The 26,210-nt window shown below is 57.4% G+C and carries 14 protein-coding genes and 3 pseudogenes; 16 read left to right on the forward strand and 1 reads right to left on the reverse strand.

From position 1 onward, the window contains the following. Nucleotides 1-122 precede the first annotated feature (122 nt). From pgaA to H045_RS21790, 9 genes are all read left to right on the forward strand, one after another. A complete protein-coding gene (pgaA, locus tag H045_RS21755) occupies nt 123-2,603 on the forward strand; it encodes a poly-beta-1,6 N-acetyl-D-glucosamine export porin PgaA (protein WP_015373443.1) in 2,481 nt (826 codons plus the stop codon). Between the two features lie 12 nt (nt 2,604-2,615). After that, nucleotides 2,616-4,613, forward strand: a complete 1,998-nt coding sequence (gene pgaB / locus H045_RS21760; RefSeq protein ID WP_015373444.1) for a poly-beta-1,6-N-acetyl-D-glucosamine N-deacetylase PgaB — start codon at nt 2,616-2,618, stop codon at nt 4,611-4,613. A gap of 2 nt (nt 4,614-4,615) precedes the next feature. Continuing rightward, a complete protein-coding gene (gene pgaC, locus H045_RS21765; RefSeq protein ID WP_003230998.1) occupies nt 4,616-5,956 on the forward strand; it encodes a poly-beta-1,6-N-acetyl-D-glucosamine synthase in 1,341 nt (446 codons plus the stop codon). A gap of 1 nt (nt 5,957) precedes the next feature. Beyond that, entirely contained in the window at nt 5,958-6,434 is a 477-nt protein-coding gene (pgaD, locus tag H045_RS21770; RefSeq protein ID WP_003230997.1) for a poly-beta-1,6-N-acetyl-D-glucosamine biosynthesis protein PgaD, read from the forward strand. A 597-nt stretch (nt 6,435-7,031) separates the two neighbouring features. After that, nucleotides 7,032-8,750, forward strand: coding sequence for a ShlB/FhaC/HecB family hemolysin secretion/activation protein (locus H045_RS21775; protein ID WP_041931552.1), 1,719 nt, complete (start codon nt 7,032-7,034; stop codon nt 8,748-8,750). 31 nt (nt 8,751-8,781) lie between these two features. Continuing rightward, complete coding sequence (locus H045_RS21780) at nt 8,782-16,053, forward strand: two-partner secretion domain-containing protein (protein WP_015373446.1); 7,272 nt, start codon at nt 8,782-8,784, stop codon at nt 16,051-16,053. Between the two features lie 357 nt (nt 16,054-16,410). Next, nucleotides 16,411-16,791: a polymorphic toxin type 24 domain-containing protein gene (locus H045_RS25920; RefSeq protein WP_081602912.1), complete on the forward strand. Its 381-nt coding sequence runs from the start codon at nt 16,411-16,413 to the stop codon at nt 16,789-16,791. Then, nucleotides 16,791-17,261, forward strand: coding sequence for a hypothetical protein (locus tag H045_RS21785; RefSeq protein WP_085986464.1), 471 nt, complete (start codon nt 16,791-16,793; stop codon nt 17,259-17,261). Before H045_RS25920 ends, H045_RS21785 begins: the two co-directional genes overlap by 1 nt. Nucleotides 17,262-17,571: 310 nt before the next feature. After that, complete coding sequence (locus H045_RS21790) at nt 17,572-18,114, forward strand: hypothetical protein (protein ID WP_015373448.1); 543 nt, start codon at nt 17,572-17,574, stop codon at nt 18,112-18,114. Between the two features lie 221 nt (nt 18,115-18,335). On the opposite strand, the pseudogene H045_RS25590 reads toward H045_RS21790, so the two are convergent. After that, nucleotides 18,336-18,604: pseudogene (locus tag H045_RS25590) on the reverse strand (hypothetical protein). A gap of 150 nt (nt 18,605-18,754) precedes the next feature. On the opposite strand from H045_RS25590, the pseudogene H045_RS21795 reads away from it, so the two are divergent. The 7 genes and pseudogenes from H045_RS21795 to H045_RS24830 form a co-directional block, all read left to right on the forward strand. Continuing rightward, nucleotides 18,755-22,541, forward strand: a pseudogene (locus H045_RS21795) (DUF637 domain-containing protein); the annotation flags it as partial. A 12-nt stretch (nt 22,542-22,553) separates the two neighbouring features. Further along, the gene (locus H045_RS21800) at nt 22,554-23,186 is read left to right on the forward strand and encodes a hypothetical protein (RefSeq protein ID WP_015373449.1); all 633 of its coding nucleotides are present in this window, start codon (nt 22,554-22,556) and stop codon (nt 23,184-23,186) included. A 710-nt stretch (nt 23,187-23,896) separates the two neighbouring features. After that, a pseudogene (locus H045_RS25380) lies at nt 23,897-24,387 on the forward strand (cytidine deaminase-like fold-containing protein). 73 nt (nt 24,388-24,460) lie between these two features. Continuing rightward, nucleotides 24,461-24,661 (forward strand): DUF6911 family protein, encoded by a 201-nt coding sequence (locus H045_RS25925; protein WP_425262173.1) that lies wholly within the window; start codon nt 24,461-24,463, stop codon nt 24,659-24,661. A gap of 4 nt (nt 24,662-24,665) precedes the next feature. Then, a complete protein-coding gene (locus H045_RS25930; RefSeq protein WP_425262174.1) occupies nt 24,666-24,779 on the forward strand; it encodes a DUF6911 family protein in 114 nt (37 codons plus the stop codon). 307 nt (nt 24,780-25,086) lie between these two features. Beyond that, nucleotides 25,087-25,554 carry a hypothetical protein gene (locus tag H045_RS21805; RefSeq protein WP_015373450.1) on the forward strand — a complete coding sequence of 156 codons (468 nt, stop codon included), beginning with the start codon at nt 25,087-25,089 and terminating at the stop codon, nt 25,552-25,554. Nucleotides 25,555-25,627: 73 nt separating this feature from the next. After that, nucleotides 25,628-26,110 carry an SMI1/KNR4 family protein gene (locus tag H045_RS24830; protein ID WP_060550529.1) on the forward strand — a complete coding sequence of 161 codons (483 nt, stop codon included), beginning with the start codon at nt 25,628-25,630 and terminating at the stop codon, nt 26,108-26,110. Nucleotides 26,111-26,210 lie beyond the last annotated feature (100 nt).

A 26,210-nucleotide genomic window follows, 5' to 3' on the forward strand; every position in this document is an offset into this window, starting at 1 on the left:
CCCGCTTTCCTGAGCGATAGTCCGCCCAGGAAAGCTAGGCCGCGTCAGTGGACGCCGCACCCTGAAGCGCTTCGCTCAGGACACCTATCGTTACGCTTTCCGTGTGTAAGGAAGCTCACGATATGTTGCGAAACCTACCACTCAGTGCCTCAGGCCGGTTGCGTCTGCTGATCGGGGTCGCCTTGTGCAGCCAATTACTGATGCCCGCCTTCGCCTCGGCCGACTCGGCCTACGACGCCCTGATCATCCAGGCGCGCAACGGCAACTTCACCCCCGCACTGACCCAACTTCGCCAGTTGTCCGCCGAACGCCAGACGCCCGGTCAGGTCAGCGATCACCTGATCATCGCCGGCTGGGCCGGCCAGGATGGCGAAGTGCTCAAGGTGTACGAAGCCCAGGGCAAACATCGCAACCTCAGCACCCAGGCACTTGCCACGGTGGCGCGCACCTACCGCAACCAGAAGCAATGGGCTCCGGCCGAGGCGGTGTATCGCCAGGCGTTGCTGCGCGAGCCGAACAACATCGACCTGCAACTGGGCCTGGCCCTCACTCAGGCCGACGGCGGCCAAGCCACCCAAGCCGTGCAAAGCACCCGTGCGCTGGTGGCGGCCAAGCCCGAAGACCCGAACCGGCGCATGGCCCTGGGCTACGCGCTGGCCCGCGCCGGTTTTAACTACGACGCCCTCTTCGAATTCGACCAGGCTTTCACCCGCGCCGGCGACAAGCCTGAAGTCGCCCGCGAATACCTCATCGCCCTGCAACAGGCGCGCTTGCCAGAAGCCGCGTTGCGCCTGTCGGCCCAGCGTCCCGGCCTGGTGGACGCGATCACCCAGCGCCGCCTCGAAGGCGACCTCGCCGCCGAGCGCGTGCGGCTGGCCGAGTACGCCACGCGCTCCGAGAAAGAGCGCTACGTGGTGGCCGACCGCGCGCTGCAGGACTACGACCGACTGATCACCCGCTGGACCCCGGACGCCAGCGCCCACGATGACGTGGTGCGCTGGCGCATCGACCGCCTGGGTGCGCTCAAGGCCCGCGCGCGCACCGCCGACGTGGTGCGCGAGTACGAAACCCTCACCGCTCAAGGCGTGCAACTGCCCACCTACGCCTTGCGCTGGGTGGCCGGCGCCTACCTCGAGCAGCGCCAGCCGGAGCGCGCCCAGACGCTGTATCGCCAGGTATTGACCGCGCCGGATGCCGACGCCAGTTACCGCGTCGATGACAGCACCGCGCTGTTCTATGCCCTGCTGGAAAGCGACCAGGTGCAGCAGGCGCGTGACGTCGCCGCGCAATTGGCCAACGAACAGAAACCACGGGTCGAACTCAAGGGCCTGCCCATCGGCAATCCCAACGACAACTGGATGGACGCGCAGCAACTCTCCGCCCAGGCCGGCACGTACGGCGGCGACCTGCCGGGCAGCGAAAGCGGCCTGGACGCCCTGGTGGCCAAAGCCCCCGGCAATGTCGGCCTGCGCCTGGCCCAGGCCGACATGTACCGCGCCCGTGATTTGCCTCGGCGCGCCGAAAACGTGCTCAAGGAAACCGAAGCGCAGGCCCCGCGCGACATCGGCCTGGAAGTGTCCCAGGCCTACACCGCGATGGACCTGCAGGAGTGGCGCCAACTCGACGTGCTCACCGACGACGTACTCGCGCGTAACCCGGACAACCGTCAAGTGCAGCGCCTCAGCCGCCTGCGTGACGTGCACAACATGGCCGAGCTGCGCGTGGAAGCCTACACCGGCAAAAGCTTCGGCGGTGGCCCCAATGAAGACGCCGGTGCCGCCACCGGCAGCCGCGACTGGGGCATCGAAAGCGTGATCTACACGCCACCCATCGACGAAGACTGGCGCCTGTTCGCCGGTGCCGGTTATGCCACCGCAGACTTCACCGAAGGCACCGGTCAGCACCGCTGGCAGCGCGTGGGCGTGGAGCGGCGCACCCGCGACATGACCCTTGAAGCCGAGGTGTCCAACCATTCCTATGACGACGGCGCCAAGCAAGGCGCCGCCGTGTCGATTGCGCGCGACATCAATGACAACTGGCAATACGGCGGCAGCCTCGGCTACCTGCTCAGCACCACGCCGTTGCGTGCGCTCAATGACGGGATCACGGCCAATGGCGGCAGCGGTTTTATCCGCTGGCGCGCCAATGAAAGCCGCGAGTGGAAACTGACCCTCAGCCCGTCCCATTTCAGCGATGGCAACGACCGTTTCGAAGCCTTGCTCAGTGGTCGCCAGGGCCTCTACAGCGCGCCGCACGTGCAAGTCGACCTGGGCCTGGAAGTCGCCACCAGCCGCAACAGCAAACAGGACGCGGTGTACTTCAACCCCAAATCCGACCTCACGGTGTTGCCCGTGCTCAACATCAACCATGTGCTCTACCGCCGCTACGAGACGCAGTGGAGCCAGCAGTTCCAGATCGGCGCGGGCACCTACAGCCAGCGCGATTACTCCACTGGCGGGGTGGGGCTGGTCGGCTACGGCCAACGCTTTCGCTGGAACGACGTGCTGGACGTCGGCGCCAACCTGAGCCTGATCAGCCGCCCCTACGACGGTGATCGCGAACGCGATCTGCGCCTGCTCGTCGACCTTACCTACCGTTTCTAAAAGAGCCCGACCATGACCGTCCTCAGCCGTTGCTTGTTGGTCCTGGGTGTATTGCTGGCCAGTGCCTGCGCCCAGCAACCCGCGCCATTCACTCCACCCGCCGAGCGGCCGACACCGGCCAACGAAGCGCCGTGGCCGAAAAACCATTTCCTGGGCATTGCCTACCACGACATCAATGACCGCGACCCCGACCAGGCCGTGGTCGGCGTGCGCACCGAGCGCCTGATCGAGCAACTGGCCTGGCTGCGCGAGAACGGTTACCAGGCGGTCAGCGTCGACCAGATCCTGGCCGCGCGCCGTGGCGGGCCGGCGTTGCCGCCCAAAGCCATCATGCTCAGCTTCGACGACGGTTACGCCAGCTTCTACACCCGCGTGATGCCGATTCTGCGCGCCTATCACTGGCCGGCCCTGCTGGCGCCGGTGGGCTACTGGATCGATACGCCGCTCGACAAGCCGGTGGACTTTGCCGGCGCGCCACGGCCGCGCGGCGAATTCCTCACCTGGCAGCAAATCCGCGAAGTGTCGCAATCGGGCCTGGTGGAAATCGCCGCGCACACCGATAACAACCACAAAGGCATTCTGGCCAACCCCCAGGGCAACCTGGAACCGGCGGCGACGTCCATGCGCTACGACCCGGCGACCGGCCGCTACGAAACCGATGCCCAGTTTCAGGCGCGGATGCGCGCTGACGTCGCGGCCATCAGCCAGAAGATCCGCAGCGTGACCGGCAAGGCGCCACGGGTGTGGGTATGGCCCTACGGTGCGGCCAAGGGCACGTCCCTGGCGGTGGTCGGCGAGCAGGGCTACCAGATGGCGCTGACCCTGGAAGACGGCCTCGACAGCCTGGGCAACCTGATGGACAGCCCGCGCTTTCTGGTGGCCTCCGACCCGGACGGCGAGCACTTCGCCAACAGCATCGTCGCCGTACAGGCCAAGGCGCCGATGCGCGTGCTGCATGTGGACCTGGACAACGTCTACGACCCGGACCCGGCCCAGCAGGCACGCAACCTCGACCAATTGGTGCAGCGCGTGGTGGACATGGGCGCAGGCACCGTGTTCCTGCAAGCCTTCGCCGACCCCAAGGGCGACGGCCTGGTGCACTCGCTGTACTTCCCCAACCGTCACCTGCCGGTGCGCGCCGACCTGTTCAACCGTGTCGCCTGGCAACTGCGCACCCGCGCCCATGCCGCCGTGTATGCCTGGATGCCGGTGCTGAGCTTCGCCCTTGACCCCAAACTGCCGCGTGTCACGCGGTGGGATCCGCACACCGGCCAGGTGGCTGCGGACGCCGATCAATACAAACGCCTGTCGCCGTTCGACCCGCAGGTGCGCAGGCTCATCGGTGAAATCTACGAGGACCTGGCGCGCAACAGTGCCATCGACGGCGTGCTCTACCACGACGACGCGGTGCTGACGGATTTCGAAGACGCCAGCCCCGCCGCGCTCAAGGCGTACGCCGCCAACGGCTTGCCCGACAACATCGCCGCCTTGCGTGCCGACCCGGCCGTGATGCAGCGCTGGACCCGCTTCAAGAGCCGCTACCTGATCGACTTCACCCATGAGCTCACCGCCAGGGTGCGCGCCATCGGCGGCCCGCAGGTGCAGACCGCGCGCAATATCTTCGCCGAGCCGATGCTCAACCCCGACAGCGAAGCGTGGTTCGCGCAGAACCTCGACGATTTCCTCCAGGCCTACGACTGGACTGCGCCCATGGCCATGCCGTTGATGGAAGGCCAGACGCTCAAGCAATCCAATGCCTGGCTGGAAAAGCTGGTGGCCACGGTCAAGGCGCGCCCGGGTGCGCTTGAGCGCACCGTGTTCGAGTTGCAGGCCAAAGACTGGCGCACCCAGACCGCGCCGGATATCGACGGTGTGCAAATGGCGCAATGGATGGGCGTGCTCAGGCGCCAGGGCGTCACCAGCTTCGGCTACTACCCGGATAACTTTCTGGAAAATTCCCCGGACCTGAAGACGGTACGTCCGGCCCTTTCCAATCAATGGAACCCTTGACCATGTTCGACAGAATCCTGGCTTTATTCGTGTTGGCGCTGGTGCTGGGCGTGCCCCTGGGCCTGATCTTCCTGGTCACCGGGCAGTTCCTGATGGACTTCGTGTTCTTCTACCCGCTGTTCATGTCGGCGCTGTGGATCGCCGGCGGCCTGTACTTCTGGTTGCACTGGGAACGCCACTGGCCGTGGGAAGAAGACACCCCCGCGCCGACCCTGGCCGGTAACCCGCTGATCTCGATCATCATCCCTTGCTACAACGAGGGCGATAACGTCGGTGAGACCATCCATGCCGCGCTGGATCAGTTGTACCCCAACGTCGAAGTCATCGCGGTCAATGACGGCTCCAAGGACAACACCGCCGCCCTGCTCGACGCGCTGGCCCTGCAACACCCGCGATTGCGCGTGTTGCACCTGGCGCAGAACCAGGGCAAGGCCGTGGCCCTGCGCATGGGCGCCGTGGCTGCGCGCAGCGAATACCTGGTGTGCATTGACGGCGACGCACTGCTCGACAGAAACGCGGCGGCCTACCTGGTCGCACCGATGCTCGACAACCCGCGCCTGGGCGCCGTCACCGGCAACCCACGCATCCGCACCCGCTCGACCCTGATCGGTCGTGTGCAGGTGGGTGAGTTCTCGTCGATCATCGGCTTGATCAAGCGCACCCAGCGGGTGTTCGGGCGCATCTTCACGGTGTCCGGTGTGGTGGTGGCGTTTCGCAAGAAAGCGCTGGACCGCATCGACTACTGGAGCACCGACATGATCACCGAGGACATCGACGTCAGTTGGAAGCTGCAACTCGATCACTGGGCGATCTTCTACGAGCCGCGCGCGCTGTGCTGGATCCTGATGCCCGAAACCGTCGGCGGCCTGTGGAAGCAGCGCCTGCGCTGGGCCCAGGGCGGCGCCGAAGTGCTGTTCAAGAACATTCGTGGCATCTGGCAATGGCGCCATCGCTACCTGTGGCCGCTGCTGTTCGAATACTGCCTGTCCACCGGTTGGGCCTTCACCTTCATGCTCTCGGTGATTTTCTGGGGCGTGGGCAAATTCATCCCACTGCCCCAGGCCATTGCGGTCGACTCCCTGATGCCGCCGGCGTTTACCGGGCTGGTGCTGGCGATGGTGTGCCTGATGCAGTTCGCCGTGAGCATCCTGATCGACCGGCGCTACGAAAAGGACCTGTGGAAAACCCTGTTCTGGACCGTGTGGTACCCGATGGTGTTCTGGCTGGTCAGCCTGTTTACCACGCTGGTCAGCTTCCCCAAGGTGCTGTTCAACCAGCACCAGAAACGCGCGCGCTGGGTGAGCCCGGACCGTGGCATCAAACCAATCGAAAAGGAGGCGTGACATGAAACTTGTCAGAACTCGCCAACATGCCGTGATGTGGCTCATCGATGTGGCGCTGACCCTGCTCGCCTGGGGCGGCCTGGTCTGGCTGCTGGCGCGCGGCATCGGCGCCATGCTGGAAACCCATGGCGGGCCGCGAATCGAAGCGCCGATCTTCGCGGCGCTCAACACCCTGCAGATCTACCTGTGGATCGCCGTGTTCAACGCGTTGATCCTCGTCAGCTGGGCGCGTTACCAGCAACGCAAGGGCCGCAAGTTCGCCCAACGCCGCGCCCAGGCCAATGCGCTGAGCGACCAGCACCTGAGTGAAAGCTTCAATCTGGCCCAGGGCGACCTCGAGCAACTGCGCAGGCCGGGCGTGCTGGTGATTCACAACGACGAAGAGGGCGGCGTGGGCGAAGTGAAATCCCACGTCTCCCGTGACGTGGAACGCGCGCCGCTGACGCTGGTGGCGGGGCAGGAAAAATTCCGAACGTAGACGGCGCCCAGATCCAAATGTGGGAGGGGCTTGCTCCCACAGCCATAGCCGTGCGGGCTATTGTGGCAAGCCCTAATGCCGTTCAGTTAAGCGCAGATTCCCTGTGGCGAGCAGGCTTGTCCTGCGTTGGGCTGCGCAGCAGCCCCAAAACCAGGCGCTGAGCCGTATCAGGTACACCGCGTTTTGCTGGATTGGGGGCGCTTTGCACCCCAACGCGGGGCAAGCCCGCTCGCCACAAAAAGCCCCCCTACGGTCATCTGCACAGCTGAATAACCTCTGCAATTGCCATTTATGCGATCCAATTCACACTCCTCTCGCGAACTTATCGGCATCCTCCGGTACTAAGCCCTGGCTCGGAAATTTCCTAATGGCTATTTAATGGCAGTCATTGGTTATCAGCCGATTCATAATCAAAAGCGTATCCGTCTGTCGGAATAATCGTTTCAGTCACGGCACGATTACGCTTTTTATTGTTTTTTATTTTTATTTATCAAGAGGTTGCAACTCTGCCGGTGCCGCGTGCCGTCAAATCCCCTTCATTGGATTGACACCGCTTCGATGGTAGCTTGCCGACCCTTGATTTTCGACGGATCGAACATGTCCCTATCGCTACGGATTCGGTTGTTGCTGTGCACCCTCCTGCTCACTTGTGTGAGCCAGAACAGCGCGTTCGCCGCACCCACCCCAGGGGATCAGGACCTGATCCGCGACCGGCAGAACCGCCTGCTCGAAGAACAGCAGCGGCGCCTGCAGGAACTCAAGGACCTGCCCGGTAAAGAAGCCAAGCCTGATACCCCGGCCGCGCCGGCCGACAGCCGTTGCTTCCAGATTTCGGACATCGAACTCAAAGGCGCCGACAGCCTGCCCGCCGGCGACCGCGCCATGCTGCTCAAGCCCTACCTGGGCCAGTGCCTGGGCGTGTCGCAGCTTAATGAACTGCTCAAGGTCATCACCGACTACTACATCGCCAAAGGCCGCGTCACAAGCCGCGCCTACCTGCCGCAACAGGACCTCTCCAGCGGCCACCTGCAGGTGCTGGTGGTCGAAGGCAAACTCGAAGCGCTCAAAAGTGCCGAAGGCAGCACGGTGACCGACCGCGAACTGGCCATGGCCTTTCCCGGCAAACTCGGCGAGCCGCTGAACCTGCGCGAAGTCGAGCAACTGGTGGACCAGCTCAACCGCCTGCCGTCCAAACAAGCGCAAATGGAACTGACCCCCGGCCAGCAGATCGGCGGCAGCGACGTGGTGGTCAAGAACACCCCGCAAAAGCCCTGGCGCGCCAGCCTGTCGCGCAACAACGACGGCCAGAAGAGCACCGGCGAGCAGCAATGGGGCGCAGGCCTGGAGTGGGACAGCCCGCTGGGCCTGGCCGATCAGTTGATTCTGCGCGGCGGCCACGACGCGGTCAGCGACCACCAGAAAACCTCGAAGAACACCATGCTCTACTACAACGTGCCGTGGGGCTGGTGGAACTTCAGCTACACCTACAGCGAGAGCGACTACCGTACCTTCGGCGTGACCAACAACTTCAAGTTCAAGCAGGACGGCGACAACCAGAACCACCAACTGCGCGCCGAACGAGTGATCCACCGCGATGACGTGAGCAAGACCTCGGTCAACGTCGGCCTGGCGCACCTGCGCACCAACAACTACATCCTCGACGTGCGCACCGCGCCCAGCAGCAATCGCCTCAGCGAACTGCAACTGGGCATCAACCACGGCCGGCGCATTGGCACCGCGTTCGTCAACCTGGACCTGGGCATGCAAAACGGCATCGGCCTGTTCGACGCCCAGTCCCAGGACGAACGCGACCCGCTTGGCCGGCGCCAGCCCAATTCGCGCTACCGCAAATACACCGCCACCGTCAGCTACCTGCAACCGTTCAGCCTGTGGGGCGAGTCGTTCAGCTTCAGCAGTCTGGCCACCGGCCAACGCAGCGAAGACATCCTGTTCTCGCCGCAACGCATGAGCCTCGGCGGCTCGGCCTCGGTGCGCGGCTTCAAGGACCAACTGCTGACCGGCGACAGCGGCGGCTACTGGCGCAACGAAGTGCGCTGGGCGCGCCCCGTGACCCTCGACTGGATGCGCCCGGCTTTTGCCGAATACGGCGCCAGCGTCGGCTACGACCAGGGCGTGATCACCAACGACCGCTACAACGGCGACGTCCACGGCCGGGTGTCCAGCAACTCCCTGGAGCTGTTCGCCCGTGGCAAAAACGTCAGCACCAGCGTGACCTTTGCCCACTCGCTGGAAAGACCCGGAGTAGTCACCGAGCGCGAAGCGCCGATCTACTTCCGCCTGGATTTCTTCCTGTAATTAAACGCCCCGCAGCAACGAGAATTTTGAAATGGATGTTCGCCAATTTGCCTTCCTGGCCCGCCAACCTTCTGCTGCCCTGAAGCCGCGAAACGCGTTCTTCGGCCTGCCCAAGCGCGGGCTGGCACTGATCCTGGCCAACGCGCTGTTCTGGCAGCCGCTGCTGGCCCAGGCCGAAGGCATCGTGGTGAGCGCACCCGGCACCACCGTCGGCCAGGCGGGCAATGGCGTGCCCGTGGTGAACATCGCCACGCCCAATGGCGCGGGCTTGTCCCATAACCGCTACAGCGACTACAACGTCGGCCCCAACGGTGTGATCCTCAACAACGCCAATGGCGCGGTGACCAATACCCAATTGGGCGGCTTCATCGTCGGCAACCCGAACCTCAAGGGCGGCTCGGCGAGCGTCATCCTCAACGAAGTCAACGGCGGCAGCCCCAGCCAGTTGCGCGGTTACACCGAAGTGGCGGGGCAATCGGCCAAGGTTATCGTGGCCAACCCGTACGGCGTTACCTGCAGCGGCTGCGGCTTTATCAACACGCCCAACGTGACCCTCACCACCGGCAAGCCGGTGCTCGACGCAAACGGTCAACTGCAGCGCTACCAGGTCGACGGCGGCGCCGTGACCATCGACGGCGAAGGCCTCAACGCCAGCAACGTCGACCGCTTCGAGATCATCACCCGCACGGCAAAAATCAACGCGCAGATCAACGCGCGTGAACTGAACGTGATTGCCGGGCGCAACGACGTCGACGCCAACACCCTGAACGCCACCCCGCGCGCCGACGACGGCAGCGCCAAGCCCGAGCTGGCGATCGACTCGTCGGCCCTGGGCGGCATGTACGCCGGCGCAATCAAACTGGTGGGCACCGAAGCTGGCGTGGGCGTGAAGCTCGACGGCACCCTGGCCGCCAGCGGCGGCGACATTCAACTGGACGCCAACGGCCGACTGAGCATGGCCCAGGCGGCCGCCACCGGTAACGTCAAGGTCACCGCGCAGACGGTCGACCTCACCGACAAGGTCTACGCCACCGGCAGCGTGCAGGTGACCAGCGCCCAGGCCCTGGTCAACCGCAAGAGCATCGCCGCCGGCCAACGCATCGACCTTACGGCGGACAACCTCACCAACGCCGGTATCATCGAAGCCGGCGTCGCCCCCGACAACAGTCGCAATACCTCCGGCGACCTGGCGATCAACGCGCAAACCGTCAACACCAGCGGCAACCTCCTGGCCAGCCGTGCACTGGCGATCACCGCCGCGCAGGCGCTGACCAACCAGGGCGCAATCATCCAGGCCAAAACGGTCAACGTCAGCAGCGCCAGCGTCAGCAACCAGGGCGCCACCGCGCGTCTGTTCGGCGAGCAGGCGCTGGTGGTCGACGCGCCGGCCATCGTCAACCTTGGCGGTTTGATCCGCTTTGGTGACGGCCAGGCCGCCACGCTCACCAGCGCAAACCTGGACAACCGCCAGGGCCGCATCGAAATGTCCGGCGGCAGTCTGGCGCTCAACAGCACCGAGCTGAACAACAGCGGTGGGCAAATCGTTGCCAGCCAAGTGACGGTGAACGCAGGCAACCTGAACAACCAGAACGGTGTGCTGCTGGGCAACGCGCTGACAGTAAACGCCGGCAACATCGACAACAGCCTCAAGGGCCTGCTGCAAGCCGACAGCGGCGTACTTAACCTCAACGCCACCAACGCCTTCAACAATAGCCAGGGTTTTGCCCAGGCCGCCACCGACCTCAACCTCACGGCCGGCACGCTCAGCAGCAACGCCAATGGCGTGTTGAGCGCCAACACCGGCACGCTCACCCTCGCCGTCGCGCAACAGCTCAACAACGCCCAAGGCCGCTTGCAGGCCGGGCAGGGCAACGTGCAACTGGGCGCCGCGAACCTGGACAACCAGAGCGGCGTGATCACCGGCAAGCAACTGCTGCTGAATGTGAGTGGCGGGCAGATCGACAACCGTGCCGGTCGCGTGCTGGGTGACCAACTCGACGTGCGCGCCTCGGGCCTCGACAACCGCGCGGCCGGCCTCCTTGCTGGTGGCGCCCAGGGCGTGAGCCTGCTGCTCAAGGGCCCCGGCCAGTTGCTCAACGCCCAGGGCCGCATCCAGAGCGAAGGCCTGCTGCAGCTGCAAGGCGAGCGCCTGGACAACAGCGCAGGCATCCTGCTCGGTAACAGCGTCGAGGTGACCTCGCAAACCTTCAACAACAGCAGCAAGGGCGCGCTGGTCAGCAATGGCGGCGATATCACCTTCAATGTCAGCGACCTGTTGACCAACGTCGACGGCGTCATCGATGCCGGCGAGCGCAGCGTGCTGGTCAAGCAACTCACCACCCTCAACAACAACGCCGGCACCCTGCGCGGCAAGCGCCTGGACATCGCCGCCCAACACCTGAACAACGACGCCGGGCAACTGCTGGCCGGCAACCAGGGCCTGAGCTACAACGGCCAGGACGTGAGCAACCGCAAAGGCCTTATTCTCAGCGGCGGCGCCCTGACGGAGCTGAACACCGCAACCCTCGACAACCAGGGCGGCACGGTGCAAGGCGACACGCTCAACGTGACCGCCGCCAAGGTCGATAACAGTGGCGACGGCCTGATGGCGAGTCTGGTGGGCGACCTGCAATTGACGGTCCAGGCGCTGGTCAACAGCGGCGGCAAGTTGTTCGGCAAAGAGCAGGTGACCGTCAGCGGCGCCACCCTCGACAACAGTGGCAACGGCCAGATCAGCGGCAACCGGATCGCCCTGACCTCACGCGACACCCTGACCAACCGTGGCGGCCTGATCGAAGCCAACCAGGGCCTGACCCTTGTCGGCGGCAACCTCGACAACAGCGCCGGCGGCCAACTGCGCGCGCTGGGCGGTGCGAGCAGCAGCCTCAACCTCAGCGGCGCGATCAACAACCAGAACGGCGCCCTCGAATTCGGCAGCACCGCTTTCAGCCTCGACGCCGCCAGCCTGAACAACCAGTCCGGCCAGGTGCAGCATGCGGGCCTGGGCCTGTTCCACCTCAACACCGCCAGCCTCAGCGGCAGCCTGGGCCGCATCAACGGCATGGGCACCGCCGACTGGGCGTTCGGCAAGGTCGACGGCTTGGGCAGCGTGCAGCTCAACGAAGTGCTCACCTACAAAAGTGCCCAGGGCCTGGCCCTAAAGGCGGGCGACCGCCTGGCCAGCGGCAAGGGCCTGGTGCTTGACGTAGCCAGCCTGGACAACGGCGGCGAACTGCTCAGCGACGGTGACCTGAGCATCACCACCGGTGGCGACATCACCAACAGCGGCCGCGTCTCGGCCCTGCAAAACCTGACGGTGACGGCCAATAACCTCAGCCAGAACGGCGGGCGTCTGGCGGCCGTCAATACGCGGCTCAACCTGAGCGGCACCCTGGACAACCTCGGCTTCCTCACCGCGCGCCAACAGCTGGATATCGCCGCTGCACAGATCAACAACCGTGGCACCCTCGGTGCCCAGGGTGCGCTGAACCTCACTGCCGTCAACGGCATCACCAACGCTGCCGATTCGCTGTTGTTCAGCGGCGGCGACATGACTCTGCGCAGCAATGGTTTCAGCAACCTCTATGGCGATGTCTACAGCAAAGGCAACCTGAGCTTCGCCGCACGGGACGGCGGGCCTGCCGTGCTGTTCAGCAACCGCTCCGGCACCGTGGAAAGCGAAGGCTCGATTGGCATCAATGCAGGCTTTATCGAAAACGCCAAAGATGAGTTCGAACTCGGGCAGACGCTGACCACAGGCAGCTTGAGTTGGGTCTGTGGCCAGCACTGCGGCGAGAAAGACAACTGGGAAAAAGGCCTGATCACCATCTACGAGACGTACCTTGAGGCGGCGACCAAAGATTCGGTGGCGGCGCGCCTGGTGGCTGGCAAAAACATGCTGCTGCAAGGCGACAATGTGCAGAACCGCTACAGCCTGATGGCTGCCAATGGCGACCTGAGTATCACCGCCGGTGACCTGCTCAACCAGGGCGCCACCACGCGCACAGGGCAGCGCAAGATTGTCGTCAGCACGCCAGGTCGCATTTCCGACGATTTGTTTGAAAGCATGCAACATATCGACGTTCCCGCTTTCAATGCAGCCACGGCGGCTGGGCATTTCGATAAGGCGCGCTTCGAAGAGCTGAAAAACCGCTCACCCAATAGCTTTCCTTTCGCCTACATAAGCGACGTCACCACCTGGACCGACAACAGCGGCCCCGGCTACGACGCCACCTTGCAAGCTGGCGGCACGGTCAACCTCAATGTCACCCGCACCCTGCAAAACGGCACGCTGCACGACAACACCCTGGCCCAACTCACCGGACGCCTGGGCGATGACCAGACCGGCATCCCGGTCGGCGGCATCAACATCAACCTGAGCAAACACGCCAACGACCCAAGCGCCCAGGCAGCCGGCAGCGTACTGCCAGTGGCTGCCGTCGCCCCCGGCGGCGGCTTCGTGCCCGTGGACTACACCGGCACCGCCTTCGCCGCGGTCGACCCCACCACCGCGCCGAACTTCCAGCTGCCCAAGGGCGAATACGGCCTGTTCGTCAAAAATCCCGACCCGACCAGCCGTTATCTGATCGAGACCAACCCCGAGTTCACCTCGCTGTCGGGCTTCTTCAGCTCCGACTACATGCTCGGCAAACTCGGCTTCACCGGCGACAACGCCTGGCGCCGCCTCGGTGACGGCCAGTACGAAACCCGCCTGATCCGCGACGCCGTGCTCGCGCAAACCGGTCAACGCTTCCTCGCCGGCGGCCTCTACAGCGACGCCGACCAGTTCCGCTACCTGATGGACAACGCGCTGGCCAGCAAGGACGCCCTGCGTCTGAGCCTGGGCGTCACCCTCACCAGCCAGCAAGTCGGCGCCCTGACCCACGACATCGTGTGGATGGAAAACCGCGTGATCGACGGCCAGACCGTCCTCGTGCCCGTGCTCTACCTCGCCCAGGCCGAATCGCGCAACGTGCGCGGCAACAGCCTGATCCAGGGCCGCGACCTCAACTTGGTCACCGGCGGCGACCTCATCAACGTCGGCACCCTGCGCGCCAGCAACAACCTCACCGCCGCCAGCCGTGGCGGCAGCATTTACACCGGCGGCCTCGTGGAAGCCGGCAATAACCTGAGCCTGCTGGCCGACGACAGCATTCGCAACGCCATGGCCGGCGAAATTCGCGGCAAACAAGTCAGCCTCGCCGCACTCAAAGGCGACATCACCAACGACACCACCGCCATCCAGGTGCGTGACGGCGCCGGCATGCGCACCCTCACCGACACCAGCGCCGGCACCATCGTCGCCCGCGAAAACCTCGCCATGGACGCCGGCCGCGACCTCACCAACCGAGGCGCACTGGTCGCCGGCAACGACGCCACCCTGCGCGCCGGCCGCGACCTCAACCTGATCGCCGCCAGCGACACCAGCGTCAAACACGAGATCCGTGACGGCGGCGAAAAATCCAGCATCACCACCGACGTCAAAAACCTCGCCGCCAGCGTCACGGCGGGCGGCAACCTGACGATGAAGGCGGGGCAGGACGTCAACGTCATCGGCAGTAATGCCACGGCGGGTAAGGATATCAACATCCATGCTGGCCGCGATTTCAACATGACATCCGTTGGGGAGATACACAAGGTTGAAGGCAGGGAAAAGGACGGGAAGAAGCGCATCAAGACCTCAGACGAGCAGACAACGCAAGCGTCTAGTGTATTGACAGCGGGCAGGGACTTCACCAGCCAGGCAAGACGTGACACGACGCTGGTGGCGGGCAAGATCAGCGCGGGAAATGAGGCGTACCTATACAGCGACCGCCGTCTGGGCTTGCTGGCTGGGCAAAATAGCGCCTATATCCTCTATGACATGAAGAAGAACAGTGGTTGGGGCAACAAGCAGACTCGTCGTGATGAGGTGACGCAGGTGACCCACGTTGGCACCCAGATTACAGCCGGTGGCGACATTGGGTTGATCAGCGGCAGCGACCAGCTTTACCAGCGCGCCAACCTGATCAGCGGCAAGGACGTCAACATCCTGAGTGGTGGTTCGGTTACTTTTGAGGCGGTCAAAGATCTGCATCAGGAAAGCCACACCAAGAGCAAGAACGATTTGGCCTGGACCAGTTCTGCAGGACGCGGTAATACCGACGAAACCCTGCGCCAGACTCAAGTAGTCGCAGAGGGCAAGTTCGCGATCCAGGCCGTCAACGGTTTGAAGGTTGATATCAACCATATCGACCAGAAGACTGTTGCCCAGACCATTGATGTAATGGTAAAGGCAGACCCGCAACTGACGTGGTTGAAAGACGCAGAGAAGCGTGGCGATGTTGATTGGCGCAAGGTTCAGGAAGTCCATGACTCCTTCAAGTACAGCCATTCGAGTCTCGGGCAAGGCGCGATGCTGGCCATTATTATTGTCGTGACCGCACTGACAGCAGGCGCCGCAAGCGGCCCGTTGGGCGCTGCGGCGGGCGCCAGCGCCGGCTCCGGTACTGCGATGGCGGCGGCTGGTAGCTCAGCGATGGTGACGGCTGGCACAGCGACTGGCGTGGCCGCAGCAGGTTGGGGCAATGTCATGATCACAACCGCGCTCTCTTCAATGGCGGGCACTGCGGCTGCAAGCACGATCAATAACAAGGGCAACCTAGGGAAGGTGTTGGACGATGTAACCAGTACCGATGCACTGAAAGGCTACGCAACGGGAGCGGTAATTGCGGGTTTTGGTGCTGCATTTACCAACGGTTGGGGGCGAGAGTTGACGTCTGACGGCAATTACAAAACGGTGAGCTACGCTGAGCGAGTCAAGGCGTATACCGCTAATACGGCGCTCAAAGGCGTACTGAGCGGCGCGGATAAAAAATCCTGGTTGACCATCGCGGGCACCGGAGCTATGACCGAAGTGTATGAATATTCCGCTGGTCGCGGGCCGGATGTAAGATCAGGTGTAGACAGAGATGGAGGGGCGAAATATGACCCGCTTGAAGGTGGATATGTCCCACAGATTGATGACGGTGGGATCATAAGGGAAGGGAAAAATATCGGCCTTAATCGCACAACAGCCTGTGATAGCTTCTATTCGGTTTGTCACGGTACTCCGGTCAGCAATATATTGAACCAAGTGCCTGGTTTTAATGGCTTCGCTACTTTGCATGACGGCTGGATGATTAATTTAGAAGCCTACAAAAAAGCCGATATGTCAATTTTTGAAAACTTAGGCAGCATGCCACCTGCGCTGCTGGTCAACTATGGGGCGCTGTACGATAAATACCGCCCAGCGATTGAGGCGGAGAAAAAACGTGAAAATTAATAAATGGCTATTAGCCTTATCACTGTCTACCCTTTTGGGCTGCGCACCTTCTCACTCAAATTGGGAAAATGGGATGAATCACTGGGTAGGTACTCAGTTTGATTCACATGTTTACAAAGACTGCACACGAGGCTGCGGAGACTCCTACTGGTCTCCAGTAAATAAGGAAAAGAAATTTGATAAAATAATAGACGAGGGTGGAGGTAAGCGGTATTACATCACCTGGATTAGAGATTGTCGGTACTCAGTGTTGGTTTCTGCGGACCGGACGATAAGGTCATGGCGATATGAAACGGCTAATGTGAAGGGCTGTTATGTCTTTTAAGACTCGGCGGAAATCAAAATTGATGTCATCAGTTGTCTACGGGCAAACCAATTAACTATACGGATGTATCTATTGCTGGTGGGGGTAGGCACCCTGCCGCGAGGGAAAAAGTATCTCCTAACACAGGGATAAGGTTTGAGCGAATCTTATTTAGGCAGCCTGATAAAGGGGGAGGGGCCAACGGGACAGTATATCGAACGGATAACCAAGGAAATATTACCAGCTACGCTGTTTATGATTCAGAGGGGATGATCATTAAGAGGGTAGATGTTACTGGTGCGGCGCATACCGATGTATCAACTCTACATGTAATCGAATATGGTAGAAATAAATTGCCGGATGGGACTGTTAGGGTTCAGTCACCGTCGACAAAATTGGCGTCAAGGCCGGCCAAATCGGACGAGATTCCATAATGAAAATTAACACGATAAAACCTTTGGTTGATTTAGCCCGCTATGAATCCTGGAGGTCGGGTTGGATGGAAAAAAGCGAGATAGACGAGCTTTCGTATCTAAGCACACAGTGCCACCCTGAAGATGTACTTTTGTCGTCTAAGTTGTTTTTTCCTGATTTTGTTGTTGTCGGGGAGGCTGTGTTTTTAGAGGCCAAATATGAAGATAAGGTTTTTGATTGCTGGCTAAAGCAGTTTGAAGGTGATCTGCAGGCAACTGAAAAAATGATTAATCATACCCATCTTTACGACGTATTTGATGGATATTCTGAAGACGTCGATGATAAGGTTTTTGAGCAGGTGGCAGAGGTGGTCGCCCTGTCTTGGCGTTTAGTTTTAGCTAATAATTATCCCAAGAAGAAATTTAACGTAGAAGTGTCAAGTTCAGACCAAGATTATGGACCGGTGGTTTCTTTTTATCAGGTATTTTAAAGCGCAGGACTAGGCCGCGCTTCTATAAAGAAGAGAAAAGGGGACGGATCTATTTGCATGGGGTCGTTTTGGTGAAGAGTCGAATATAGGATATATTTTTGTTTTTAGAGTTTATAAGCTGGTGTGAAAGAGGTCTTTAAAAATCTGGTTTTATTTTCTTCTGCTTGAGATGTGTTAAGCAGGTCGGTTATCGATTAACCACCCCATTTTTACGGAGTCTGCAGATATTACCCTAAAATTGGCTTGCCTGTGAAAACTGGGCTGTACTCACCGTATGATTTTTGCCAAAAAAGAATTAGGAGTCTAGATTATGAGTTTCGAGCATAAAGCGTTCATTTTTGACTTCGATAGTTTTGATAGCGAGCTTAGGCCATTATTGGAAAACTCTTTACGTTCTGGAAATATTGAGCCGCTGCGCTGCTTTATTATTTCTAACAGGAAGCTTTTGGTCGATCCCTATGAGGGAGATGCGCTGGATGACGACTGGGAGGATATGATCGAAGACAAAGATGCTCATCAATATGGGGACTTTGCGCTGACGAAATATTATTCCCCGAAGGATGATCAAGGATTAGGAGTGAAATGGGCAGATTTGCAGGAGATAATCTCCAATCGAGGTAAGCTAAATATTTCTCCTTTTTTGGGTGCGCCAGTAGGTGTAGATGGCGAATTTTTTGATCCTGGTAAAATGGGTTCGTACTTTCAAACTACAAATGAAGTAAGTGAAAGCCTAAAAAAGATTGAGGAAATTAAAGGTGAGCTGGCAGATAATTTGCTTGAGGATTTGGAGGAATATGAAAGTTTTCTCGATCAAACTAGTTTGGTTGGAAAAGGGGTCTATGTAACTTTTTGATTTGAGCGAGTGAAGTGAAGATGGAAAGTAAAATGTTGTTGGCCTCAAAGATATCGCCGGCGAGTCACGTTTTAATTTTTGGCGCGATATTAGTGGTTGGCATATTTTTTATTTTCTATGGCTTCTTGCGATTTTTTCAAGAACCAAAGCTCTTTAAAAACAATTTTATTTTATGCTTTAACATGTAGGCAGGGCGGTTACAGATAACCGCCCATTTTTAATTATGAAATTTGCGAATTCAGCTTTCGCCCAACCACATCCAGCAGATCACACCCATCCCTCAGCGGTATAGCCAGCAGCAGCGCAAAATCATGCAGTACAACCGCATCACTGCTGATCTCCTCCCTAAATGCCAAACTCTCCAAAACTGCGTCACCGCACGAATACGATACGCGGCGGCGTCATAGAGAACATCGAGAGGCGCTTGCGTGTCGATCACCAGCGCGGGAATGGTTGAGTCGTGGCCTGTTAATGGCATGTATCGGTTCATCTTTAAGCTCTCTACTTAAGTGATAAATGCCATCATTCAAACGTCGCCAAACTTATGGGTGACAGCTGTACGCAGGTTGGCGAACCGGCAGTAGAGAAAACCGGCAGACCCGAAGGTCTCCCGCGCACGGCCGTCATAAAACGACTTTGCGACGCCGACCAGTTCCGCTACCTGATGGACAACGCGCTGGCCAGCAAGGACGCCCTGACCCACGACATCGTGTGGATGGAAAACCGCGTGATCGACGGCCAGACCGTCCTCGTGCCCGTGCTTTACCTGGCCCAGGCCGAATCGCGCAATGTGCGCGGCAACAGCCTGATCCAGGGCCGCGACCTCAACCTGGTCACCGGCGGCGACCTCATCAACGTCGGCACCCTGCGCGCCAGCAACAACCTCACCGCCGCCAGCCGTGGCGGCAGCCTTTACACCGGCGGCCTCGTGGAAGCCGGCAACAACCTGAGCCTGCTGGCCGACGACAGCATTCGCAACGCCATGGCCGGCGAAATTCGCGGCAAGCAAGTCAGCCTCGCCGCACTCAAAGGCGACATCACCAACGACACCACCGCCATCCAGGTGCGTGACGGCGCGGGCATGCGCACCCTCACCGACACCAGCGCCGGCACCATCGTCGCCCGCGAAAACCTCGCCATGGACGCCGGCCGCGACCTCACCAACCGAGGCGCACTGGTAGCCGGCAACGACGCCACCCTGCGCGCCGGCCGCGACCTCAACCTGATCGCCGCCAGCGACACCAGCGTCAAACACGAGATCCGTGACGGCGGCGAAAAATCCAGCATCACCACCGACGTCAAAAACCTCGCCGCCAGCGTCACGGCGGGCGGCAACCTGACGATGAAAGCGGGGCAGGACGTCAACGTCATCGGCAGCAGCGCCACCGCCGGCAAAGACCTCACGGTCGAAGCCGGACGCGACTTCAACGTCGCGTCGGTCAGCGACATGCACAACGTCGAAGGCAAGGAGAAACACGGCAAGAAACGCATCAAGACCTCGGACGACCAGACCACCCAAGTGGCGAGCGTACTGACGGCGGGTGGGGATTTTGTCAGCCAGGCCGGGCGTGACACGACGATTGTTGCGAGCAAGATCAGTGCGGGGAATGAGGCTTATCTTTATAGCGGGGATAAGTTGAGTTTGTTGGCTGCGCAGGACAGCACGCATACGTTGTATGACATGAAGGAGAAAGGTGGGTGGGGGTGCGAAAAAGGCCAAGCGTGATGAGGTCACCCAAACCACCAACGTCGGCGCTGAAATCAAAACCGCAGGCAACCTGACGCTGGTCAGCAACGGTGACCAGCGTTACCAAGTCGCCAAGCTCAATAGTGGCAACGACCTGATTTTGAAAAGCGGCGGGGCCATTACCTTTGAAGGTGTGAAGGACTATCACGACGAGAGCCATACCAAGAGCAAGAGCAACATGGCTTGGTTCTCGATGAAGGGCAAAGGCAAAACCGATGAAACCTTGCGTCAGAGTGAACTGGTTGCCAAGGGGCAGACCGTCATTGAAGCTGTCAACGGCCTGAAGATCGACGTCAAGCAAGTCGACCAGCAAACCGTCAGCCAGACCATCGACGCCATGGTCAAGGCCGACCCGCAGTTGGCTTGGCTTAAGGACGCTGAGAAGCGCGGCGACGTGGATTGGCGCCAGGTAAAAGAGCTGCATGACTCCTTCAAGTACAGCAACTCTGGCATGGGCCAAGGGGCCATGTTGGCGGTCATCATTATTGTCACCATTGTGACGGCAGGCGGTGCGAGTGCACTGGTGGGCGCAGGTGCATCGGCCGGTTCAACCATGGCCGCCGGCTCAGCTGCGGTTGCGGCCACCAGTACGTCGGCGGCGGTTGCAGCCACAAGTGCGGGGCTAGGTAACATGATGGCCACCGCCGCGCTGACCTCGTTGGCCAGTACCGGTGCTGTGAGCACGATCAACAACAAAGGCAATCTCGGTATTGCGCTCAAGGACACCTTCAGCAGCAGCAGCCTTAAGAACGCCGCCATTGCTGGTTTGGCTACTGGGGCGTTGAACTACGCCGACAGTAATTGGTTCAAGGGCGCGAGCCCGGCCGACGGCGCGGGCGCGAAAGTTACCACGGCAGGGCCGGTGCAGAACCCGGGCTATTCCAGTGATTGGCTCAGCTGGCCAAAAGCTCAGGATGCAGTCTTGCGCGGCGGCACCCACGCTGTCATCGAAAGCGGCATCTCTACAGCCATCAACGGCGGCAGCTTGAAAGACAATCTGGGCTCTGCCCTGGTGTCGCAAGGTTTCGACCTTGCCGCAGCGGCCGGTAACAAAGGCCTTGGCAACCTGGCAAATGACCTTGACCTGAGCCCCGGCTCGGCAGAGAAGGTCTTGATGCACGCCATCCTGGGCGGCGCGCTTTCAGCGGCTCGAGGAGGTGACTTCAAGACCGGCGCCATTGCCGCCGGCGCGGCTGAGGGCCTGACGGCGATTGCGAACGAGAACCTCGGTAAGTACCTGGATGAGCGTTTCGCAAAGGATGATCAATTCAAAGTCGCCACCGCGCAAATTATCGGTATTGCGGCCGGATCCCTGGTTAACGGCAACCCGAATGACGCCGCATGGGTGGCGGGCAATGTTGAGCGGTACAACGAGCAGTTGCACCCGAGGGCGGTCAAGCTGATTAAAGAAGAAGCGCCGCGATTTGCTGCTGAGATGAATATATCTATCGCAGAAGCCGAGCGCCGTCTCGCTCAAGGCCTGGTTTACTTCTCTGATAAAAATTGGAATAAGGTCCTGAACGAAAACGGCAACGTGCCGGATAAGAACACCCTTGACTACCTTGGCAGAGCGCTGACACCCATCGCCGCTGAATATGCAGGATCAACTTCATCGGATGTGCCTAGTACGCAAGCCGATAGAACGTATACCCCTGCTGAAACATCCAATCTGCTCGTTCAGTTCCCCCAATCAAATCCGAAGGACTATGCCGACCCTTCAGTCAACTCAATCAATTTTCAAGGGGCGTATACCGGCGATCTATCGTATGAGTATTACCGCTTCTATGACAAAAATATTGCTGTTTCCTATGATCTGACTAGAGCGGTTAAAGGCGGGCTTGCTGGCACATGGCAGGGGGCAGGAGCGGCTGTTTCGAATGCTGTGGGTTCCATCTGGTCACTGCTGAACAGTCCAGCACAAAGTAGCGAACAACTCACCAACGGCATGATGGGCCTGACCAAGAATCCTGTTGCGTCGCTATGGGACAGTTTAGAGCAAGGCCAGAGCAAAGAGGCTTTGGCCACTGCTTATCAGATGCAGGGTAATAATGAGGCCGCGGCTGCGATTCGTAATCAGGCTAATGCTGAGTTTGGGCTCAGCATTGCACCTGCAGTTGGAGGAACCGTTGGTGGGAAGCTGGTCGAATGGACTGCTGGGCGCTGGCCGCTGCGGACTGGGACAGATGTTCAGGGGGGCAAATTCATCTTTCGCAGTGATAACGACTTTAATTCTCCGCTGAATGACAAAGGCTATCCTAAAGCTCATATTAATAGTGATGGGGATTTGGTGCCGCCCAATATCGATGGGACGGGAAGTGTTCAAACGCATATTAGAGGAAGTAATCCGGCTAACTCACCTTATATTTCGGCCACTGATCCGCTAGTTGCTGGAGAGGTTAAAGATTATGGATCTCATCAAATTGCAATTGATATTGAACGCTTACAGAAAGATATAGATGCGGGTAAACTGTCTGGAACAGAAATCTTAGAAAGCGCAAAGGTGCAGGCAGAGCTTCAAGCAAAATTAGATCGTGCCCAGCAAAATTTTGACGCTAACCCTACTAGAAAAAACACTGATAAATTAGAGTCTGCGGCGAGAGACCTGCGCAACGCGACTAGAGATGGTGAATGTTTGATCAAAGGTTGTGTTCCTTCCGGCTATTTCAATCATGTAAAGTAATGGGCAATAATCATGGACAAAGAAACTCAAGATATTCTATACGAAATTCCTGAAGGAGCTGACGTTGCAGATGCCTCTGAGTTGGACGTTGAGGATGTTCCGCAATATCGCATTCAGGCGCTGATCAAATTTTTAAAAGATGACACGGATAACACTGTTAAGTTTTTTGCCGCTAGATTGTTGGCAAGTTGGGGGCTTAAGGAAGGTTTTAATTACCTTGTTTTTGTTGTAAACAACAAGGGTAGCTTTAAAAATGTTTTGTGTCATAGGATTTATGGTTATGACGATACGCTTAAATTTGCGCTGTTAGCGTTTGTTAGTTATTTTGCAAATCTTGCTGATCAAGGTCGAGTAGAGGAAGCTAGAGCTGAAATTTTTGATCCTGTATCCAAAATAATAACGTATTCTAATAATATGCCTTTTGAAATTTCAGGCCTGTTTTGGGTTGTACGGAATGAGGGCTTTTTAGAGTATATTCCTTTGTTGCGTGATCACCTCATTCATATTCTTAAAGATCCCGCCATGCATCGATGGAAAATTTATGACGTAATAGAGTTGTTAATGGAGGTTGATGGTGAGTTTGCACAGGGGGTTTTAAAGAGTATTAATAAGGAACTGAATGACTTTAAGTTGAACTCGCGATAACCGAGAAGGGATGGAGAGAAAAGCATCTTTTAAGTTCGAGCTAAAAGTGTGTGTTAAATAAATCCGCACTCATTTTTCTAAGTGTCAAGTTTACTATTTCAGTGTTTATCAGTCCGATATCTTAGGAGCAGACAACTCTGCCGAGCCTGAATCCTCCAATGGGAGCTGGCTGAAGTTTTGGATTGAGCAAAAATGATAACTGGAGGCATAGGAAAGTATGGAGAATTTCATCTATGCTGAAACTAAAAAAGAGTGTGTGGATCTTGAAACTATCGAAGACGTATCGGCTCATTTTTAGTACTCCCTTACGCGACGTACCTTCCATAAAAACTCCAGGAAGGACTCCTACAAACCCTGGATGTGAGTTCATGTCAGGGAGCAAGTAGCGACTGTTGACCATGATGCTGAGAGCAGGCTTGTTAGCTATATTCATGTGAAGAAAAAATTTAACATGAAAAGTTGGGCCAAAATCAAAGCTCTTTAAAAAATAATTTTATTTTTCTGCTTGAGGTTTAAACAGGGCGGTTATCAAATAACCACCCCTTTTTATTTACGAAACTTGCGAATTCAACTTCCGCCCAACCACATCCAGCAAATCACACCCATTGGGTGGCAGCTGTGCGCAGGTTGGCGAACCGGGAAAGAGTAACCGGCAGACCCGAAGGTCTCCCGCGCACGGCCGCCATAATAAGAATGCAAACGCAACAAGCATGTTTACGGATTCCGAAACCGCTGCACTGGCCGAGAGGAATGTTATAGAAGGAGCGGCTAAGGGCGCGGCGCCGAAAGTGGCCGCAGAGGGAAAGGTAGGTGGACAAACCTTTCAAGACGTCAATCAGACTTCTCGTCCGCTCAACGAGGTAGACCCGAAAATACCTTCGTTGATCACGGATAGGATTGCAGATAAAGCTGCTAAGAATCCTGGCAAGCTTTATCCAAACGGAAATATGAAAGATGCCCACGCAGAAATAGGTGTGATTCAGCAAGCATATAGCTCTGGTAAACTGCCGGGACGGACATGTCCATTACGGTCGCAGGAAAAGATGTATGCGGTTTCTGCAAAGGTAACATTGCTGCTGCCGCAGAAAAAGCTGAGTTGAAATCGCTCACCGTAAAAGCTATAGATGATAAAACGGGACTTCCGAAAAACTATTACTGGGAGTCAGGCATGAAGTCTATTAAGGAAAAAAATAGCTGCTAATTGGAGGGTATACACTTAATCCTGAATACGGTAGATTGCAAATACCTCTTGTTCGCCAACCGTCCTTGAAGATGTGAAATCCATTATAAGCAAATACAGAGAAGTTGACGGCGTCGCTTCGTTGTCTATTTCGCCGGCGCTTGAATATGGACCGTATGAGATTAATCTATACGCTGATTCTGGAAATTATCTTTTGATGCTAAATCAATATTTGAAGATGGGGAGCATATCGTGCGTACTTTTGATAATACGTCGGGGGGGCAAGTTCAGTTGAGATTTTGGGCGACTATTATCCGGCGAGTTTCGTAACAAGAGATATAAGCGTCGTCACTTCTTGTTTTCAAGAGTTTTTGAATTTTGGAGATGTGAGTTCGTTCGTCTTGAGTGCATAGAAATAATAGAAAGGGAATAAAGGAATAAAAGGTGACAGATTTATTTTAATTTGAGATAGCAGTAAAAAATTCAATTTAATAAATCTGTCTCCTTTTGTTCTCGAAAATCGATACTTCTCTTTTGCCGGATTTACCAAGAGGAAGAAATTGATGCCTACCCATTTTAAATGACTGGTGCGTCTTTTGTGAGGGAAGAACTTATTTTGATAAGTCGCACTTTTTAGCGTTGTTTAAAGTGCATTCTTCTCTACCTGCAATCACTAAAGCGTTAAGCTATTTTCCTCAAGCTGACAGTTTGGTGTCGCGCGTGAATGAGGTGATTCAGGCTGGTACGCTTGACGATAAGTTGTATCTATGCCCGACGATTGAATCTAGCGACTTAGAGTTGATGCAAAAGGCAAAACGCTGGTTGCAAGCTCAGGCAAGTTTCTGTAAGTCTCTTGGAGACGATGAGTTATACAAAATATGCCAGCGTGCAAAATTGTTTTATGGGAATAAAGATCAGTTTAACGATTTTGATAAATTGGACGTTCCCAGCAACTGGGTACTTGAGTTGGTGGGGGATAAGGTCAGGGATTGCAGGTTACTAAAAACAGAGCAAGAGTATGCACTGTTTGAGGCCCTTTACGGAGTTGCCGCTGATTATTATTTAGCTTGGTATATGGGGCAGCCTTTAATAAAGCTGGATTTTGACTTTCGTTCATATTTTGAATTTTGGCGCTTGGGCGGTGTTGGGTATTTCAATGAAGATAAATTCCTTGTTTTTCGAAAATAAAAGAGAGAGGGAGAAGTTTATTCATAATTGTGCGCGTCACGTCGGGTGGGAATCGATGAGTAAGGGGCAATAAATGATCGCTGGAGTAAGTTTTGATTCTTATTATGGTCAAGGTGATTCTGCTGATATAGAAGCCTTTGAAGCATTGGCGGGTATAGTTTTTCCTGCGAAATACAAGGAAGTTTCAGTAGGATTTAATGGCGCGTTTATTTTAAATAAACCTGTTTTCAATTTTTACAATCGTCTTCTCGGCGAGGATGTTACGACCAGCGCTGGTATGTTTTTACCTTTCGGTGAAATCGAAGGCTCATTCGAGACAATGGAAATGAAATACTGTCATCCGCCAGAAGATTTCGTTCAAGGTTTAATTATTTTCTCAGTATTAGGGAACGGAGATGCGCTCTGTTTTGATTATCGTAAAAACCGGCTTTCTGATGACCCAGAAGTGATGATGTGGCATCATGAGGCCGTCCCAGGTAGCGATTCCGAACTATCATTTGTCGCTTCTTCATTTTCAGAATTTTTAGACCAGTTATTTGAGCGGCCGCCCGAATAATAAGAGATTTAGAGAGATCTTATTAAAATTGGTGTCGGTCAAAATTTAATTTCTAAGGAAGCTCCGATCAACTTGCCACGCGGCGGCGGCAAGTCCAAAT

This window comes from Pseudomonas poae RE*1-1-14 (assembly GCF_000336465.1).
Classification (GTDB): Bacteria; Pseudomonadota; Gammaproteobacteria; order Pseudomonadales; family Pseudomonadaceae; genus Aquipseudomonas; species Aquipseudomonas poae.

Bases quoted from the DNA above. Each gene is read 5' to 3' on its own strand.
- H045_RS21785 (WP_085986464.1), top strand. From the start codon at position 16,791: ATGAAAATTAACACGATAAAACCTTTGGTTGATTTAGCCCGCTATGAA.
- pgaB (WP_015373444.1), top strand. From the start codon at position 2,616: ATGACCGTCCTCAGCCGTTGCTTGTTGGTCCTGGGTGTATTGCTGGCC.
- H045_RS21800 (WP_015373449.1), top strand. From the start codon at position 22,554: ATGGACAAAGAAACTCAAGATATTCTATACGAAATTCCTGAAGGAGCT.
- pgaA (WP_015373443.1), top strand. From the start codon at position 123: ATGTTGCGAAACCTACCACTCAGTGCCTCAGGCCGGTTGCGTCTGCTG.
- pgaD (WP_003230997.1), top strand. From the start codon at position 5,958: ATGAAACTTGTCAGAACTCGCCAACATGCCGTGATGTGGCTCATCGAT.
- pgaC (WP_003230998.1), top strand. From the start codon at position 4,616: ATGTTCGACAGAATCCTGGCTTTATTCGTGTTGGCGCTGGTGCTGGGC.
- H045_RS21775 (WP_041931552.1), top strand. From the start codon at position 7,032: ATGTCCCTATCGCTACGGATTCGGTTGTTGCTGTGCACCCTCCTGCTC.
- H045_RS21780 (WP_015373446.1), top strand. From the start codon at position 8,782: ATGGATGTTCGCCAATTTGCCTTCCTGGCCCGCCAACCTTCTGCTGCC.
- H045_RS24830 (WP_060550529.1), top strand. From the start codon at position 25,628: ATGATCGCTGGAGTAAGTTTTGATTCTTATTATGGTCAAGGTGATTCT.
- H045_RS21790 (WP_015373448.1), top strand. From the start codon at position 17,572: ATGAGTTTCGAGCATAAAGCGTTCATTTTTGACTTCGATAGTTTTGAT.